This window comes from Pseudomonas sp. BF-R-19 (genome assembly GCF_019956445.1).
GTDB lineage: Bacteria > Pseudomonadota > Gammaproteobacteria > Pseudomonadales > Pseudomonadaceae > Aquipseudomonas > Aquipseudomonas fluorescens_BH.
The window spans coordinates 71448-86925 of the sequence record NZ_JAHBDN010000070.1; the positions used below are offsets into that span (position 1 = coordinate 71448).

16 protein-coding genes are annotated in these 15478 nt (G+C 59.6%); 5 read left to right on the forward strand and 11 right to left on the reverse strand.

Annotation, left to right across the window (positions count from 1 at the left end; translation table 11 throughout):
* Positions 1–99: 99 nt before the first annotated feature.
* The 6 genes from KGB28_RS20290 to KGB28_RS20315 are packed head-to-tail and all read right to left on the reverse strand — an operon-like array spanning position 100 to position 4333.
* Positions 100–1779, reverse strand: coding sequence for an acyl-CoA synthetase family protein (locus tag KGB28_RS20290; RefSeq protein WP_223447483.1), 1680 nt, complete (start codon positions 1777–1779; stop codon positions 100–102).
* Positions 1776–2321 (reverse strand): membrane protein, encoded by a 546-nt coding sequence (locus tag KGB28_RS20295; RefSeq protein WP_046039701.1) that lies wholly within the window; start codon positions 2319–2321, stop codon positions 1776–1778. Before KGB28_RS20295 ends, KGB28_RS20290 begins: the two co-directional genes overlap by 4 nt.
* Positions 2318–2572, reverse strand: coding sequence for an acyl carrier protein (locus tag KGB28_RS20300; protein ID WP_007992314.1), 255 nt, complete (start codon positions 2570–2572; stop codon positions 2318–2320). The genes KGB28_RS20295 and KGB28_RS20300 overlap by 4 nt, the downstream gene beginning before the upstream one ends.
* 9 nt (positions 2573–2581) lie before the next feature.
* On the reverse strand, positions 2582–2842 hold the full coding sequence (locus tag KGB28_RS20305; protein ID WP_223447485.1) for a phosphopantetheine-binding protein: 261 nt from the start codon (positions 2840–2842) through the stop codon (positions 2582–2584).
* Positions 2823–3632, reverse strand: a complete 810-nt coding sequence (locus KGB28_RS20310; RefSeq protein WP_223447487.1) for a lysophospholipid acyltransferase family protein — start codon at positions 3630–3632, stop codon at positions 2823–2825. The genes KGB28_RS20305 and KGB28_RS20310 overlap by 20 nt, the downstream gene beginning before the upstream one ends.
* A complete protein-coding gene (locus KGB28_RS20315) occupies positions 3608–4333 on the reverse strand; it encodes a beta-ketoacyl synthase chain length factor (protein WP_223447489.1) in 726 nt (241 codons plus the stop codon). Before KGB28_RS20315 ends, KGB28_RS20310 begins: the two co-directional genes overlap by 25 nt.
* A gap of 356 nt (positions 4334–4689) precedes the next feature.
* On the opposite strand from KGB28_RS20315, the gene KGB28_RS20320 reads away from it, so the two are divergent.
* On the forward strand, positions 4690–5460 hold the full coding sequence (locus KGB28_RS20320) for a ParA family protein (RefSeq protein ID WP_223447491.1): 771 nt from the start codon (positions 4690–4692) through the stop codon (positions 5458–5460).
* 132 nt (positions 5461–5592) lie between these two features.
* Here KGB28_RS20320 and trxC read toward each other — a convergent pair whose 3' ends face one another.
* The gene (gene trxC / locus KGB28_RS20325; protein WP_223447493.1) at positions 5593–6027 is read right to left on the reverse strand and encodes a thioredoxin TrxC; all 435 of its coding nucleotides are present in this window, start codon (positions 6025–6027) and stop codon (positions 5593–5595) included.
* 194 nt (positions 6028–6221) lie between these two features.
* Here trxC and KGB28_RS20330 point away from each other — a divergent pair, with 194 nt between their 5' ends.
* Together KGB28_RS20330 and KGB28_RS20335 are read left to right on the forward strand one after the other, a co-directional pair.
* On the forward strand, positions 6222–6518 hold the full coding sequence (locus KGB28_RS20330; RefSeq protein ID WP_108216275.1) for a type II toxin-antitoxin system HigB family toxin: 297 nt from the start codon (positions 6222–6224) through the stop codon (positions 6516–6518).
* Positions 6515–6916, forward strand: coding sequence for a type II toxin-antitoxin system HigA family antitoxin (locus KGB28_RS20335; RefSeq protein ID WP_223447495.1), 402 nt, complete (start codon positions 6515–6517; stop codon positions 6914–6916). Before KGB28_RS20330 ends, KGB28_RS20335 begins: the two co-directional genes overlap by 4 nt.
* A gap of 6 nt (positions 6917–6922) precedes the next feature.
* On the opposite strand, the gene selO is transcribed toward KGB28_RS20335, so the two are convergent.
* The 4 genes from selO to KGB28_RS20355 all read right to left on the reverse strand — a co-directional run bounded on the left by selO (position 6923) and on the right by KGB28_RS20355 (position 14305).
* The gene (gene selO / locus KGB28_RS20340) at positions 6923–8386 is read right to left on the reverse strand and encodes a protein adenylyltransferase SelO (RefSeq protein WP_223447497.1); all 1464 of its coding nucleotides are present in this window, start codon (positions 8384–8386) and stop codon (positions 6923–6925) included.
* Between the two features lie 48 nt (positions 8387–8434).
* Positions 8435–11785, reverse strand: a complete 3351-nt coding sequence (gene mscK / locus KGB28_RS20345; RefSeq protein WP_223447499.1) for a mechanosensitive channel MscK — start codon at positions 11783–11785, stop codon at positions 8435–8437.
* Between the two features lie 34 nt (positions 11786–11819).
* Positions 11820–13562 carry a potassium/proton antiporter gene (locus KGB28_RS20350; RefSeq protein ID WP_223447501.1) on the reverse strand — a complete coding sequence of 581 codons (1743 nt, stop codon included), beginning with the start codon at positions 13560–13562 and terminating at the stop codon, positions 11820–11822.
* Between the two features lie 317 nt (positions 13563–13879).
* On the reverse strand, positions 13880–14305 hold the full coding sequence (locus KGB28_RS20355) for a hypothetical protein (RefSeq protein ID WP_223447503.1): 426 nt from the start codon (positions 14303–14305) through the stop codon (positions 13880–13882).
* A 599-nt stretch (positions 14306–14904) separates the two neighbouring features.
* Here KGB28_RS20355 and KGB28_RS20360 point away from each other — a divergent pair.
* Together KGB28_RS20360 and KGB28_RS20365 are read left to right on the forward strand one after the other, a co-directional pair.
* Positions 14905–15114 carry a hypothetical protein gene (locus tag KGB28_RS20360; RefSeq protein ID WP_095943263.1) on the forward strand — a complete coding sequence of 70 codons (210 nt, stop codon included), beginning with the start codon at positions 14905–14907 and terminating at the stop codon, positions 15112–15114.
* Positions 15111–15413 carry a cell division protein ZapA gene (locus KGB28_RS20365; RefSeq protein ID WP_150754767.1) on the forward strand — a complete coding sequence of 101 codons (303 nt, stop codon included), beginning with the start codon at positions 15111–15113 and terminating at the stop codon, positions 15411–15413. The genes KGB28_RS20360 and KGB28_RS20365 overlap by 4 nt, the downstream gene beginning before the upstream one ends.
* The last annotated feature ends 65 nt before the right edge of the window (positions 15414–15478 follow it).

Here is a 15478-nt window from a genome sequence, read left to right on the forward strand (position 1 = left end):
GAATCGTCGCACCGTCGCTCCCACACTGGATTTGTGAGCGACACAGCTCCCCTGTGGGAGCGGGCTTGCTCGCGAAGGAGTGCGCAGCACTCTCCAAACTCATGCATGCGCCGCCTCCAGCAAGATCCGCCCGCTGGAGCAGGTGGCGGTTTCGTTGCGATAGGCGAAATACAATTTGCCGCGCACCGGGTCGAAGCGCAGGTGCAGCTGGATTTCATCCCCCGGGCGCACCAGTTGCTGGAACTTCAAGACTTCCATGCCGGCGAATTTTTTCGGCAGGTTCATCAGTTGCTGGCCCAGGCTCAGCGCCCAGTCCACCTGCACCACGCCAGGCAACACCGGCGCCTTGGGGAAATGCCCGCTGAAATAGGCCAGGTCCGGTGGCACGGCCAGTTGCAGGCTCCACTCGCCATTGCTTTCGATTTGCTCCAGCACCTCAGGCGATTTGGGGCGCGGCGCCAGCAGCAAGGCGTCGACGTCGGCCTGGGGCAGTTTGCCCTGAGTGTTCAGCGGCAGTTGTCGCAGCAGGCGCCAGCGTCTTGGCAGGGCCAGGGCTTCGCAGTGTTGGCTCAGGTGCTGGCGCAGTTGCTCGGTGAGGCTGCGTCGGCCCTGATTGCGCAGCACATGCAAACCGGCCTCGCTCAGCACCAACAACGCCCCAAGGGAGGCGCGGTTTTCCTGAACGACACCGAGCCGCGCTTCGACGACCCATTCATGGGCCGTCAGCGCCTGTTCCAGCATCGGCAGCGAGATGCGTTTTTCTTCCAGCTTGACGATCCGGTCCAGTCGCCCAAGCAATTCGAAGCGGCCATCGACAGCGATGCGCGCGGCATCGGCAGTGTGTTCGACCTGGCCATTGGGCAAATACGGCGAAGCGATCAGCAGCGCACCCTCACTGTCTTGGGTCAGCGTGACATCGGCAAAGGGCTGCCAGAGTTCCGCGCCCTGACGCCAGGCGATGCCACCGGTTTCCGAACTGCCGAAAATTTCCGTTGGCCATTGCCCCAGACGCTCATGCAGGCTCTGTGCGGCCTCGACCGGCAATGCACCGCCGGAGGAAAACACCCGGCGTACGGAGCTCAACGCAGGCCAGTCGAGGTTGTCGCCCATGCGCTTGAGCAGCGCCGGGCTGGCCACCCAGGCGAAGGCCGGGTACTCGCGGCTTGCGCGTTGCAGGTCCTCTGGAAAGGCCAACTGCCGACGTACGAATGGGCGGCCAGCGCACAGCGGCCACAGCACCCGGAACAGCAGACCGTAGATGTGCTGGGTGGCGACGCTGCCAATGATGCACGCCGGGCCCAGGCCTGCGCCCCACAGCTGTTCCAGGGCTTCGACTTCATTAGCCAGTTGGCGCAGGTTTTTTTCGATGCGCTTGGGTTCGCCACTGGAGCCGGAGGTGCACAGGCTGAGTCGGCAGTTGTCCAGGTCCAGGGCGGCGGCACTGAGCGGCGGTTGTTGGAGGTCGCCAATGTGTGCATCGTCGGGCTGATCGCTCAGCCACAGATCGACTTCGCCTGACCAGCGTTGGCGGGTCTGCGGTTGCAGGTCGGACGGCAACAGCACGCTGACCCCGGCACGCCAGGCGCCGAGCAGGGCAATCGCCAGGTCGGCGGCATCCTCAAGGTGCACGGCCATCTGCCGTGCACCCCGGGCTTGCAGGCCGGCGGCCAGGCGCAGCGCCTGTTCGCACAGTCGGGCGTGATCCAGTGCCGGAGCGGTCGTTACGGCGCGCTCCGGCTGAGCCTTGAGCAGCAGGTGCTCAAGTTTTATCCAATTCATGGGCGGCCTCGTACCCTTTGTCGTATGAGCCATTCAATGGCAAACATCAGGCCTATCAATCCGTAGGAAATCAGGCCGGTGTACAGCGTCCACCAGCTCAGCGGTGCCCAGAGGGTCAGGGCGGCGGCACACAAACCGTTGCATAGAAAAAAAACGCTCCAGGCGATGGTCACCTGACGGGTATAGCGAATGCCCTCGGCCGGCAATTGCGGCTCGCGTACCCGGGCCAGGCGTTCAACGATCGGTGGGCCGAATGTCAGGCTCGATCCGAACAGCACCAGCATGAAGCTGCTGATCAACACCGGATACCAGCGCAACAGCGCCGGGCTGTCGAACAGCGCCAGCAACAGGCAGAACACAATGGCTACCGTGGCCATCCACAGGCTGCCCGGCCGTCGTTTGCCAGTCAGCGCCCGGGCCAGCCACAGTCCGCCCAGCAGCAGCCCGAACTGCCACGGGGCGAAATGCTCCATGCCGAAATACACTGCGAAGGGATACAAAAGACCCGCCAGCAGCAGGCCGAGGCCAATCAGTCGATTCATGCGGCCGGTTGAACCAGACGGTAGACCGCCTCGACCACGTCACTGACGGTACGCACCGATTTGAATTCTTCGGCGGCGATTTTCTTGCCGGTCTGACGTTTGATGTGATCAATCAGGTCGACCGCGTCGATGCTGTCGATTTCCAGGTCCTGATACAGGTTGGATTCCAGGCTCACACGCTCCGGGTCCAGTTCGAAAAGCTCGACCAAGGCATCGCGCAGGGTGTTGAAAATGTCGTCACGAGTTTGCATGGTCCGGTCTCAAGCTGCCTGTTTTGCGCTGACGAACGCCGCAAGGCTCGCCACGTTACTGAAGTGATTACGTGTGTCCTTGGCATCGGCGTCGATTTTGATGCCGTATTTTTTCTGGATGGCCAGGCCCAGTTCCAGGGCGTCCACCGAGTCCAGGCCCAGGCCTTCGCCGAACAGGATCTGGTCATTGCCGATGTCGTCGGCACTGATGTCTTCGAGGCCAAGGGCGTCGATGATAAGCATTTTGATATCACGGTGCAGATCGCTCATCTTCGGCGAGCTCCTTAATAAAGTAAGAATGTAGATGTTCGTTGAGCTTGCGCGAGGCCTGCGGAGCCGGCCCCTGCGTGGCGAAGGTCTGTGGGTCTATATCGGCCCCGACCCGGAAACTGAAGTGCACGCGCCGCTTGGGGATGCGATACCAGGGTTCGGCCTTGGTCAATGTAGTCGGGCTGACCTTGATAATGACCGGGGTGAGGATTTTCGCACCACGCAGGGCGATTGCCGCGCCTCCCCGATGAAAGGCCGGTGCCTGGCCGGGTTGGGTGCGCGTACCTTCGGGGAAAATGATCAGGGTCTGGCCGTCTTTCAGCGCGTCGGCAGCCGCGTCGAGCATGTCCATGCTGCCGTCGTTGCTGATGTATTCGGTGCAGCGCAGTGGTCCGCGGGTGAAAGGATTTTCCCAGAGGCTTTGCTTGACCACGCAGTTGGCGTGACGCACCAGGCCGATCAGAAAGACCACGTCGATCAGCGATGGGTGATTGGCAATGATCATTTGCCCGGGACGACCGAGTTTTTCCGCGCCTTCAATGTTGTAGGTCAGCACCCCGGTACGGGCCATGAAACGCACAAAAATCCAGAAACAGCGGCTGACCGTTTGCCGGGCCCGCAGCCGATGGGTCCGGGCGTCGCCGGGCAGGCAGTTCAGCAAAGGGAAAATCACCAGGCGCAGGCACAGCCCGCCCAGCCCGAACAGGGCAAAGCTCGCGGCGGTGGCCAGCAAGCGCCAGTAGTAGGCGTCGCGGTTTTTCTCGGTCACAGGTTGCGTTGCCAGGTCCATACACGATTTTTCCAGGCATGTTGGCAGTTGGTTTGCTGGCCGAGCAGCGTACACAGCAGATTCAGCGCGTGGGGCCAGCGGGATTTGGACAACGCATCCGAGGGGCTGTTCAGGGACAACTGCCAGTCGGTGCCGGGCGTGATCAGCAGGCCGACGGCATAAGGAAGCGGCACGTCGTCGATCCAGGTTGAGTAAGCCTCCGGCGGCCGCTCTTCGGTGACCACCAGCAGTACCGCGCCAGCGCCTTCAGCCAGCAGCGCGGCAGCTTCGAGCATGCCATGTTCCAGGCCATCGCCTGCGGCGGCCAGGGCGGTCATTTCGCTGGTTTCGCCACGCATGATCGACCACAAGCCAATGATCGCGTTATGCACCGACAAGCTGAACCGGGTTGGCGACAGTGGCTGATCGGTGGCCAGATCGCTGAGAATCTCGATCGTGCGGGGCGTTTCGCCGTGACGGGAAACAAAGACCAATGGCAGATCCTGCCGACCTTCGGCCAATGGCCAGCCGACACTGAATGCCATGCGCGCCAGACGGCTGAGCCGCCGACGCTGCATGGCCGGCAGAAAGGAAACGTCGGGAACGGCATCGCTGTCCGGCAGCACGACCGGTTGTCGGCACCAGGCCTGCCAATCGTTCACACTTTCAAGCCCCGGGGCCCAGGCGCGCCATTGGGCGATGTTGAAGTTGATCACAGACATTCATCCCACCCTCACGGGCTTACTTGACGCGGGGGAGTGGCCGAGAGCCGGGACTTACCCTGCGTGGCGTTTGGCGCCGAGTGGCGCGCATTATCCCGGTGCCGGGAACGTGTAGCAAATGCTGGTTACATTTTGCTCAGCAAGATGAAGCGACCGTCGCGCAAAAAATTGAACGATTGGTAATTATTCACAAAATTTTACTCCGTCTGTCGGTTCTGGCGTCGAATCACCGAGCCGTTCAGGGCTTTTCAAGCAAGAGAAGGCAACTGACTGTGTAGTCCTTGCACTGGTGAGGTAGCGTAGCCATACCGTGGGCCACTACACTCGGTCATTCTTTGATACACGGAGGTTTTGACATGCGGCGCGTGGTGTTCAATCAGAAAGGTGGTGTTGGCAAATCGAGCATTGCCTGCAATCTGGCGGCAGTCAGTGCCAGCGAGGGCTTTCGCACCTTGTTGGTGGATCTCGATGCCCAGGCCAACTCCACTCAGTACCTGACGGGGCTCACCGGTAAGGACATCCCGATGGGCATCGCCGATTTCTTCAAGCAGACGCTGTCTTCCGGGCCGTTCTCCAAAAAGAATCAGGTCGACATCTACGAAACCCCCTTCGATAACCTCCACGTTGTTACTGCCACCGCCGAACTGGCGGACTTGCAGCCAAAGCTTGAAGCCAAGCACAAGATCAACAAGCTGCGTAAGTTGCTGGAAGAGCTGAGCGAAGACTACGACCGGATTTACCTCGATACCCCGCCAGCGCTGAACTTCTATGCGGTTTCAGCGTTGATTGCCGCCGATCGTGTGTTGATTCCCTTCGATTGCGACAGCTTTTCACGCCAGGCACTGTACGGCCTGATGGCGGAAATCGAAGAGTTGAAGGAAGACCATAACGAAGGCCTGGAAGTCGAAGGCATCGTCGTCAACCAGTTCCAGGCCCGCGCCAGCCTGCCCCAGCAAATGCTCGATGAGCTGATCGCCGAAGGCCTGCCGGTGTTGCCGGTGTACCTGGCCAGCTCGGTACGCATGCGCGAATCCCACCAGGCCAATACGCCGCTGATTCATCTCGACCCGCGGCACAAGCTGACCCAGCAATTTGTCGAGCTGCACAACCTGCTGGAAAACGCCTGACTCTAGCTGTCAACACAGAACCCCTTGTGGGAGCGGGCTTGCTCGCGAAGAGGCCGTTACATTCAACATCTAAGTTGACTGACACGACGCCTTCGCGAGCAAGCCCGCTCCCACATGGGATTCGGCTAGTCCTTAGATCCCCTGGCTACGCAACCAGCTCATCAGTTGCGGCAACGGGAACGCCCCGCTCTGCCGGGCGACTTCCCGGCCGTTCTTGAACAGGATCAGGCTCGGAATCGAGCGAATCCCCAACTGCGCCGACAACTGCTGGTTCGACTCGCTGTCCAGCTTGGCCAGCCGACACTTGCCCGCCAGTTGCCCGGCCGCCTGCTCGAACACTGGTGCAAACGACTTGCACGGCCCACACCAGTCCGCCCACACATCCACCAGCAGCGGCAGATCGCCCTTGATCTGGCTGGCGTAGTCGCCTTGCTTCAATTCAAACGGCTTGTTCAGCAGGACTTCGGCCTTGCAGCGCCCGCATTTCGGGTGGTCGTCGAGGCGCTCGGTGGGAACGCGGTTGAGGCCGTTGCAGTGGGGGCAGGGGATGAGGAGTGGGTCGGTCATGAGCAAGATCCAATGGGAAGCTGATAACACTTAGTTGGAGACGTTTGCTCATGTTTTCAATCGAGTAGTGTCCGGCAATGAAACTAGGCTGGGTCGTGCCGAGCCACACCGCTGGTCTGCCAAGGATTATCGCAACTTGCGATATTTTTGATCTGTGATTAACTCACCATAGCAAAATGCGATAAGGATGTTGCATGCATGTTCTCACCGAAAAAAGAGTACGTGAAGCCAAGGCCAAATGGCCAATGGCAGCCAACGCGCTGGATCATTGGTATCAATTAGCCAAAGGAAGCAAACCGCCGGATTTTGCGGCGATGAGAGCCACATTCCCTGCTGTCGACAAGGTAGGTGAGTTTCATGTTTTCGATATCGGTGGCAACAAGTTGCGGCTGATAGCTTTTGTCAGATATCGATCGCAAAAGCTTTATATCAAGCATGTGCTGGATCACCGCGAATATGACCGCGGCAAATGGAAGGAGGAAAGAGCATGAGTGTCCTGATCAAAAGAGTTGCCGAGCACTGGGAATTCGTCTCACCGCTGCTTCGAAAGCCGAAAAGCGAAGATGACTATGACCTGCTGGCGCATGCGCTGGACGAGTTGCTCGAGATGACCGGCGATGATGAGTCCCACCCGCTGATGAGTCTGGTGGATATCATCGGTGACTGGATTGAGGAGTGGGACCATAAGCATCACCCGATGCCGAAGCCTAGCGGGGTCGAGGTTCTTGGCTACTTGATGCGTGAACACGGCCTGAGTCAGAGTGACCTGCCTGGCATCGGCCCTCAGTCTGTGGTTTCCGAGATCCTGAGCGGCAAGCGCCAGCTCAACTTGCGACAGATCCGCTGGCTGGCCGAGCGCTTTGGTGTGTCGGCAGAGGTCTTTATCTGACCCGCCTCACGACGAACAACTGATCTCCAGATGCTTGCCCCATTCCGGTGGTCGCTCGGCATAGCTTTCCATCCCGGGTTGTTCCTCGAACGGGTTGCTCAGCACAGCGTGCAGCCGACGGACTTCCGAGTAGTCGCCGCTCTGCGCTGCCTCGATGGCCTTTTGCGCCAGGTAGTTGCGCAGGATGTACAGCGGATTGACCGCATGCATCCGCTGTTGGCGCTGCTCTTGATCAAGCGTACCGTCACGGGCCACTCGGGCGACGTAGAGTTCGCCCCAGGCGTCAAAGCCCTTGAGGTCGACGAAGTCGTCACGCAGGCGGGTGATGGCCTGTTCCGGTGCTTCATCACCTAAACGGCGGAAAAACAGGCTGTAGTCGACGCCGCTGTTTTGCATCAGTTGCAGCAGGTTCTCCAGCAAATTCTGGTCGTCATCCTCCGCCGTGGTCAGGCCGAGGCGGCGGCGCATCAGGTCCAGGTAATGGGCCTGGAACAGCGGCAGGTACAGGCCGAGGGTTTCGCGCAGGGCTTCGACGCTGATGAACGGCGTCAGTGCCTGGGCCAACGCGCTGAGGTTCCACTGGCCAATCGGCACCTGGTTGCTGAAGGAGTAACGACCCTGGTCGTCGGAGTGGTTACAGATGAAGTTGGCGTCGAAATCGTCGAGGAAGGCGAACGGGCCGAAATCGAAGGTGATGCCCAGGATCGACATGTTGTCGGTGTTCATCACCCCGTGGCAGAAGCCATAGGCCTGCCACTTGGCAATCAGTTCGGCATTGCGCTCCACCACTTCGCGGAACATCGCCAGGTACGGCTCCGGTTGTTCCAGGCACTGCGGGAAGTGCATGGCCAGCACGTGATCACCCAGCTCTTTCTGCTGCTCGGGGCGCTTGGTGTAGTAGAAATATTCGAAGTGCCCGAAACGCACATGGCTCGGCGCCAGGCGCAGGACCATGGCCGCGCGCTCCTGCTTTTCGCGCCACACCGGGGTATCGGAGCCGATCACGCACAGGGCGCGGGTGGTCGGGATGTTCAGGGCATTCAGGGCTTCGGAGGCGAGGAATTCGCGGATCGACGAGCGCAGTACCGCCCGGCCATCGCCCATGCGTGAAAACGGCGTCTGGCCGGCGCCCTTGAGGTGCAGGTCCCAGTGTTCGCCGGCCTCGTTGTACACCTCGCCGAGCAACAGGCCGCGACCATCGCCCAGTTGCGGGTTGTAGGAGCCGAACTGATGCCCGGAATAGACCATTGCCCTTGGAATCGCGTCGGCCCAGAGCTTGTGGCCGCTGAACAGTTCGGCGAACTCCTGGGTTTCGGCCTCGGCCGGGTCGAGGTCCAGTAGCGCCATGGCGGCGGGGCTGGCCACGACCAGGCGCGGATTATCGATGGGCTCGGGTAGCACATGGGCGGAAAACGCATCGCCCAGGCGGTCGAAGCGGTTATCGAAGGTGAGTTCGTCGAGGGCTTTCAAGGGCCGGCTCCAGCAGAATGTCCGAGCATTCTGCTGGGGAAAGGCCGGTTAGTCGAGTTTGGCGGCCGGCGGTTGTTGCGACGACTTGCCATCGACGATCGGCACGATGGTTTTCGCTTCCGGCTCGATCGGCACCATCTTGTATTCCTGGCCGTGCAGGTTCTTGAGGTAGACCTCCATCTGCCGGAACGAGATGTTGATGTGCTGCTTCTTGAACTCGCGGTTGATGAAGCGGTTGACCTCGTCGAGCACCGGGTTACGGTCGCCGAGGTCGCGCACGTGCATGCGCAACTCGTGGTCGAGGGTGCTTTCGCCGAAATTCAGGAAGTACACGTGCGGTTCCGGGTCTTTCAGCACGCGCGGGTTATCGCGTGCGGCCTTGAGCAACAGCTCTTTCACCAGGTCCAGGTCCGAGCCGTAGTCGACGCCGAGCTTGAGGGTCACCCGGGTGATTGTGTCGGTCAGCGACCAGTTGATCAGTTGCCCGGTAATGAACGTCTTGTTCGGGACGATGATGTCCTTGCGGTCGAAGTCGGTGATGGTCGTGGCGCGGATGCGGATCTTGCTCACCGTGCCCGACAGGTTGCCGATGGTGATGGTGTCACCGATCCGCACCGGACGTTCGAACAGGATCATGATGCCGGAAATGAAGTTGGCGAAGATCTCCTGCATACCGAAACCGAGGCCGACCGACAGCGCCGCCACCAGCCATTGCAACTTGTCCCAGCTCACGCCGAGGGTCGACAGCGTCGAGACGAAACCGACGCCGGCGATCACGTACGACAGCAATGTGGTAGTCGCGTAGGCGCTGCCCTGGGCAAGATTGAGCTTGGACAGCACGAACACTTCGAGCAAGCCCGGCAGGTTGCGCGCCAGGGCGAAGGTGATGCCGATGATGATCAGCGCACCAAGCATGTCGCCGATGCTGATCGGTACCATGCTCATGTTGGCGCCGGTACCGCTGGTGTATTCGTAGAGGGTGACGTTGTCCAGGTACGAGAACACCGTGATCAGGTCGGCCCAGACCCAATACAGTGCCGCCATGAAGCCGCCGAGCAGTGCCAGGCGGATCAGGCGCAGGGACTGTTCGTTGACTTTCTCGATGTCCATCGTCGGTTCTTCGATCAGGGTTTCGCCATCGCCGGCCTCTTTGGCGGCCAGCCGTTTGGCCAGGGCGCGCTGGTAGGCCAGGCGCCGGGCCGCCACACTGAGGCCGCGCACGAAGGTGGCTTCGATCACCAGCCAGAACATCAGCAGGTACAGGGTGTTGATCAAGCGGTCGCTGAGTTTCAGCGCGGTGTAGTAGTAGCCGAAGCACACCGCCACGAACAGCGCGACGGGCAGGGCGGTGAACAGGATCCCTACCAGTTTGCGGAACAGCGAAGCGTTTTCGTGGGTCGGGCTGCTGATGAGCAGGCGGCTGAGCAACAAGGTCATCAAGGCGTAGCAGATCAGTACCACTGGCATGCCGAGCACGTCATCGGCCAGTGCCGCCGGTTGCAGTTCGGCTACGGCGACGACGGTCACCAGTGCCATGACCACGATGCCGAGGCGGCGGATCCATCTGCGCAGGAACTCCACCTGGGGCTTTTCCCAGCGGAAATGCAGTTCCGCCACGCCACCTGGCGCGAGGATCCGGTAGGCGGTGTAGAACACCAGCCAGGCTCCGGCCATTTGCAGCAGCGCCGCGCCCATATTGGCGTTCTGCCCGCGGGCGTCGATTTGCAGGGCCAGCCCGCACAAGGCGAGGCCCAGGGAAACCGGCATCGCCAGCAGAATGTTGATCAGAATCGCCTGCGGCGTGTGCCACTGGCTATCGCGCTTGAAGTGACCGATGTCCTGGTGAACCTTGATCAGTCGCGCGTACAGATTCTTGCGCCGCCACAGCAGCGCACCGATCAGCAGTGCCAGTGGCAGGAACAGCAGCGGGCGTTGGGTCAGGCCATCGGTCAGTTCGCTCAGGCTTGAAAGTACCGGCAGCGAATCGAGTTGCCGCTCGAGGCGATCCGGCACACTGTGAATCCACTCCAGGTCCAGCGGCTTGTTGCTGGGAATCCAGAACATCTGCTCATCGAGGGTCGCCCGCAGGCTTTGCGCGGTGCTGAGCAATTGCTTCTGGTTCAGTTGCAGGGTGATGGATTCATTGAGCACCGCGCTCAGTTCGCGGTTCAGTCGCTCCAGCAGGTCGGCGCGGGTGGTGGCCAGTTCCATCAGGCTTTTGCGCAGCTGCGGCGTGACTTGCTCGGGGGGTTGGGTCGACAGCAGGTTTTCGACGTAGGTGGTCGGATTGCTCAGCAATTCCCGTTGTTGGCTGACTTCGAACTGATACAGGCGAATGTCGGCAATCTGATCCGCCAGGTTGCGGTCGAGCCGCAGGCGCGGCAACGCCTGTTTCTGTTTGTAGAGAATCTTCGAGAGCAGCAGGCTGCCTTTGAGCACGTTGATTTGCTCGTCCAGGGCCGCATCGCTCTGGGTCAGGCTGTCCAGTTGCTGCTTGGTCTGCAGGTTCTGCTGGGTGACTTCGTTCAGGCGGTCAGTGCTTTTGAGCAGGTAGTCCGAGAGCTTCAGGTTGGCCGCGCTTTCGGTGGCCAGAAGGCTGCTGCCGCCGGCTTTCTGCGCTTCGATGGATTGCTGGGTGACCGTTTCCTGGGACAGCGCCAGACGCTTCTGGTTGATCAGGGTTTGCAGTTCCTGGATTTCCTTATCCAGGCGATCGGATCGCTCCGACAACAGGTCATGCTGGCTGCTGCCGAGGTCTTGCAATTGGGTATTGCCGGCCAGTTCCTGGCGCCGCAGCGGGATCAGCGCGTTCAGCGCCGCCAGCTCGGCATTGAGCTGGTCGCGCTGCTCGGCGCTCAGGGTCTTGCCGGCGTCCTTGCCGTTCTTGAGGATGGTGTTGATCTGCTGAATGCGCGTCTGGCTGCTGGATATCTCCGCCTGGGCGCGCTCGGGGCGGGTCTGGGCGGTGATGATCAGGCTGTTGGCATCGGCCAGGGCCTTTTGCAGGTCGCTTTGCTGGGTGGAACGCTCGGTGAGCAGTTGTTCCAGCTGCTGGATCGGCTCCTTGGCGAAACGCTGCGCCACCGGCACCACGGAACTGGCCTTGAGGCGGGTCAGTTCACGCTGGTTCTCGATGGTCTGTTTGGGCGCACTGCTCAATTGCTGCTTGAGCGCGACCAGCTTCTGCTCGTAGTCACGCTTGTTGTTGAGCTGGCTCAGCGTGCCTTGCAGGACGGATTGCAGGGCCTTCTGATCGGCTTCCGGCAGTTTGCGGTCGGCGATCTTGTCCAGGCTCGCCTGCACGGCTTCGCTGGAAGGCGGTTCGGCCGCTTGCAAAGGACTGACAGAGAGACTCAAGCCCAAAAGGGCGATGGCGAAAATGGAGCGCAGGTTAGGCATAAAGACCGGTCAAGCAAGTGATAGTGGAAGCAGTTTAGAGGAAGAGTCCGGGACCCGGGCGACTTCCTTCGGGGAATCTGACGCCCACTTTACCGATCTTGTTCCCGTCCATGACGGCCACGGTCCAAATGGTGTTGTTCCATTCCACCTGGTCGCCCACTACCGGCGCGCCGCCAACCTTCTGGGCAATGAAGTGGCCCAGGGACATGTCCGGATCGATGCCTTCGACCTTCAGGCCATACAGGGCCGCAACCGCGGCCAGCTGGGCGTCTCCTTCGAGTACGAAGTCGCCGAAGAAGCGCAGATCGAGGCCCCGTTGTGGCGCCTGGCTGAAGAGTTTTCCGAGGGCCGGCAGGTTGTGTTCATGGCCGATAACACACAACAAATCATCGACTTCGAGCACCGTACTACCCGACGGATGGAGCAATTGTTGGCCACGAAACAGGGCCGCGATACGGGTGCCCTCGGGCATTTTCAGCTCGCGCAGGGGCGAACCGATGCACCATTTTTCCGCGCCGAGGCGATAGACGAACAGCTCCCACTCGCTGGTGACGTGCACTTCCAGGGCCGAGCGGGAGATGGGCGCAGGCTCCGGGGGTACCGTCACCTTCAGCAGCTTGGCGACCCAAGGCAGGCTCGTGCCCTGAACCAATAGCGACACCAGCACGATAAAGAACGCGAGGTTGAAGTACAGCTGGGCGTTGGGCAGGCCGGCCATCAGCGGGAACACCGCCAGAATGATCGGAACCGCGCCGCGCAAGCCGACCCAGGAGATGAACGCTTTCTCACGCCCGTGAAACGCCTTGAACGGCAGCAGGCCAACCATCACCGACAGTGGCCGGGCAAACAGAATCATCCACAGCGCCAGTGCCAGTGCCGGCAAGGCAATAGGCAGCAGATCGTGAGGCGTCACCAGCAGCCCCAGCACCAGGAACATGCCGATCTGCGCCAGCCAGGCCATGCCATCGAGCATGTGCAAAATGCCGTGGCGGCTGCGCACCGGACGGTTGCCGATCACCAGGCCGCAGATATACACCGCCAGGAAGCCGCTGCCGTGCAGGGCGTTGGTCAGGGCAAAGACGACCAACCCGCCAGCGATGACCAGAATCGGATACAAACCGGTGGCCAGATTGATGCGATTGACCAGTTGCAGCATCAGCCAGCCACCGCCCAGGCCGATGACGCCACCGATACCGAACTCGCGGATCAGATGCGTCAGCAGGCTCCAGTGCAGGCCGGTCTGGCCGCTGGCGAGCATGTCGATCAGGGTGACGGTGAGGAACACCGCCATCGGGTCGTTGCTGCCGGATTCGATTTCAAGGCTGGCGGTTACCCGTTCGTTCAGGCCTTTGCCACCCAATAGCGAGAACACCGCCGCGGCGTCGGTGGAGCCGACGATGGCGCCGATCAGCAGGCCTTGAATCAGGTTCAGGTCGAACAGCCACGCGGCTGCCATGCCGGTCAGCCCGGTGGTAATCAGTACCCCGACCGTGGCCAGGGACAACGCCGGCCATAACGCCACGCGGAAACTCGACACCCGGGTGCGCAAGCCGCCGTCGAGCAGGATCACCGCCAGCGCGAGGTTGCCGACCAGATAAGCCGTGGGGTAATTATCGAAAATAATGCCAGCGCCATCGACACCGGCCGCCATGCCGACGGCCAGGATGATCACCAGAATCGGGATACCGAGACGGGACGAAAGTGAGCTCACCAGAATGCTCGCACCTACCAGCAACGCGCCGATCAAGAACAGGCTGTTGATGGTCGTCGCATTCAAAGGCAGTACTCCAGAAAGCTGAAAGGCGGGCGCAAACTGACCATGCAGTCTGCGTGCCAGCGATTCTAACCTGTTGAATTGCGTCGCTGTCAAAAAAGGTTTTGAGGCCGCCTGCTCAGATGCTGTCTCTATGATTGGCTAGTGTTGCGTCGATGAAAGATCCATTCGAGCGGGGCGTTGGTTATCCGCCCCGGACTTGAATTGAGTTGGATTTTCAATTGGCGTTGCTCAATAGGCTTTCAAGGATGAAGCGACTGTCTTGCTGGATCTTTGAGTCCGCATTTTGATAAATGCTGGCGGTTGTTTTCTACGATGTGTCAGGACCATCCAGAGTCGACGATATCTCCCAAGCGTACGAGACCTGTTACTGAAATGATCATCATTGATTTAGCGCTTTGACCTTTTACGAGAATATTGCTCTGGTTGTTGTGAGGCAAGTAATCCAGAAATGCATCGCCTGGATTCTTGAATTCGGAGATGTCCGAAAGATTGAAATTCAATGAACCCACTCCGGCCTTTTTCAGGGCTATTGACATGTCGATGCGGTCTTTGCCTGTTTCGAAATTAGAGATGTATTGAGGCTTTCTGGATACTTCGAGAAATTCGACTATGCCATAGGTAACGCCGCCTCTGTCGTTTGGTGTCAGGGTAATGCCAGGGCTTGCTGCAGTAGCGGTGTGCTGTGGCGCGGGGTCTGCAGTTTCTGAAGTAAGGGGTGTGAAGTTATTTTGATTGTTTGTCATGATGGGTTGGTTCTCTTTGGGTATAAGTAAAGGTGTTTTGATTAGTTGTTTTGTTCAGTCCGCTATTCGGCGGTGAGTAAATTATTCCATGGTCTGAATTGTTATTGCGAGCGCGGGTTCTATTCGAGGTGTTTCTTGGTTGTTTTATACAGTTAGTGGGAGCGTTAATGATTATTTGAGTTTGTCGAGCTTGCCTGAAGTGTAGAGTTGTTCAGTGCGCAATTTTCTTTATATTGAATTGGCGTTGTGGCGCCGAATCAGGGGAAGTTGGATGGGGTGAAGTGAGGGTCGGATGTATTTATTGATTTTGTTGCTCGCGGTGGCGGCCCGTTCGATTTCATTGTTCTGCCGGGTCGGTCACGCTGTTGTGTTCCTCGGCGGCAGAGGCCAAATGGTGGGAGGCGGAAACCCGAAGCAGGGATGTCGCACAAACGCCACGGCGACGAAGTGCAGGAACCAGATCGGTCAATCACAGTCTCTACAGTTCGCGAGAAAGGTCGCCCGTCAGCAATATCAAGGCTTTGCGCCTGTATAACCCTGGCATCCAGGGTGACTTTTCTTTATCGTACGCGCCCTTTGAAAAAGCCCGGAAAATCAAAATGTTGGAAGCATCCCTCAGCCAATTGGAACAACTGGTCAGCGACCTGGTGCAACAGAACCAGAACCTGACCGCGGAACTGGCCCAGGCCAAAGATGAAAACGAAAGCCTGCAACTGAGTCTGATGGAACACGAAGAGAAACAAGGCGCCACGGCGGCTCGCATCCAGGCCCTGGTTGAGCGCGTCAGCGCAGGCCCTGTCAGCGCATGAGTTACAACGCCGCAGGGGTAAAAGTCGTCTCGATCCTGGGGGAGGACTATTCGATCAAGGCACCGGTCGGGGAAGAACAAACCCTGCTGGACGCCGCGATGATGTTGAAGGCAGCCCTGGCCGAAACCAAGAGGAAGTACCCGACGCTGATCGGTGACCGACTGCTGGTGCTGGCGGCGATGAATCTGTGCTCCCAGCAGATCGAAATGCAGAAACAGCACAAGCTCGAACTCGACCGTTACCAAGAGCAAGTCAGCGCCACGGTTGAAGTGATCTCCAAGACGATCAATCAGGCCTGATCGGCTTTGCGCACAACCAAAGAATAGATTGTCGGTTGGTTTGTATACAATCGGCACGGCTGTTG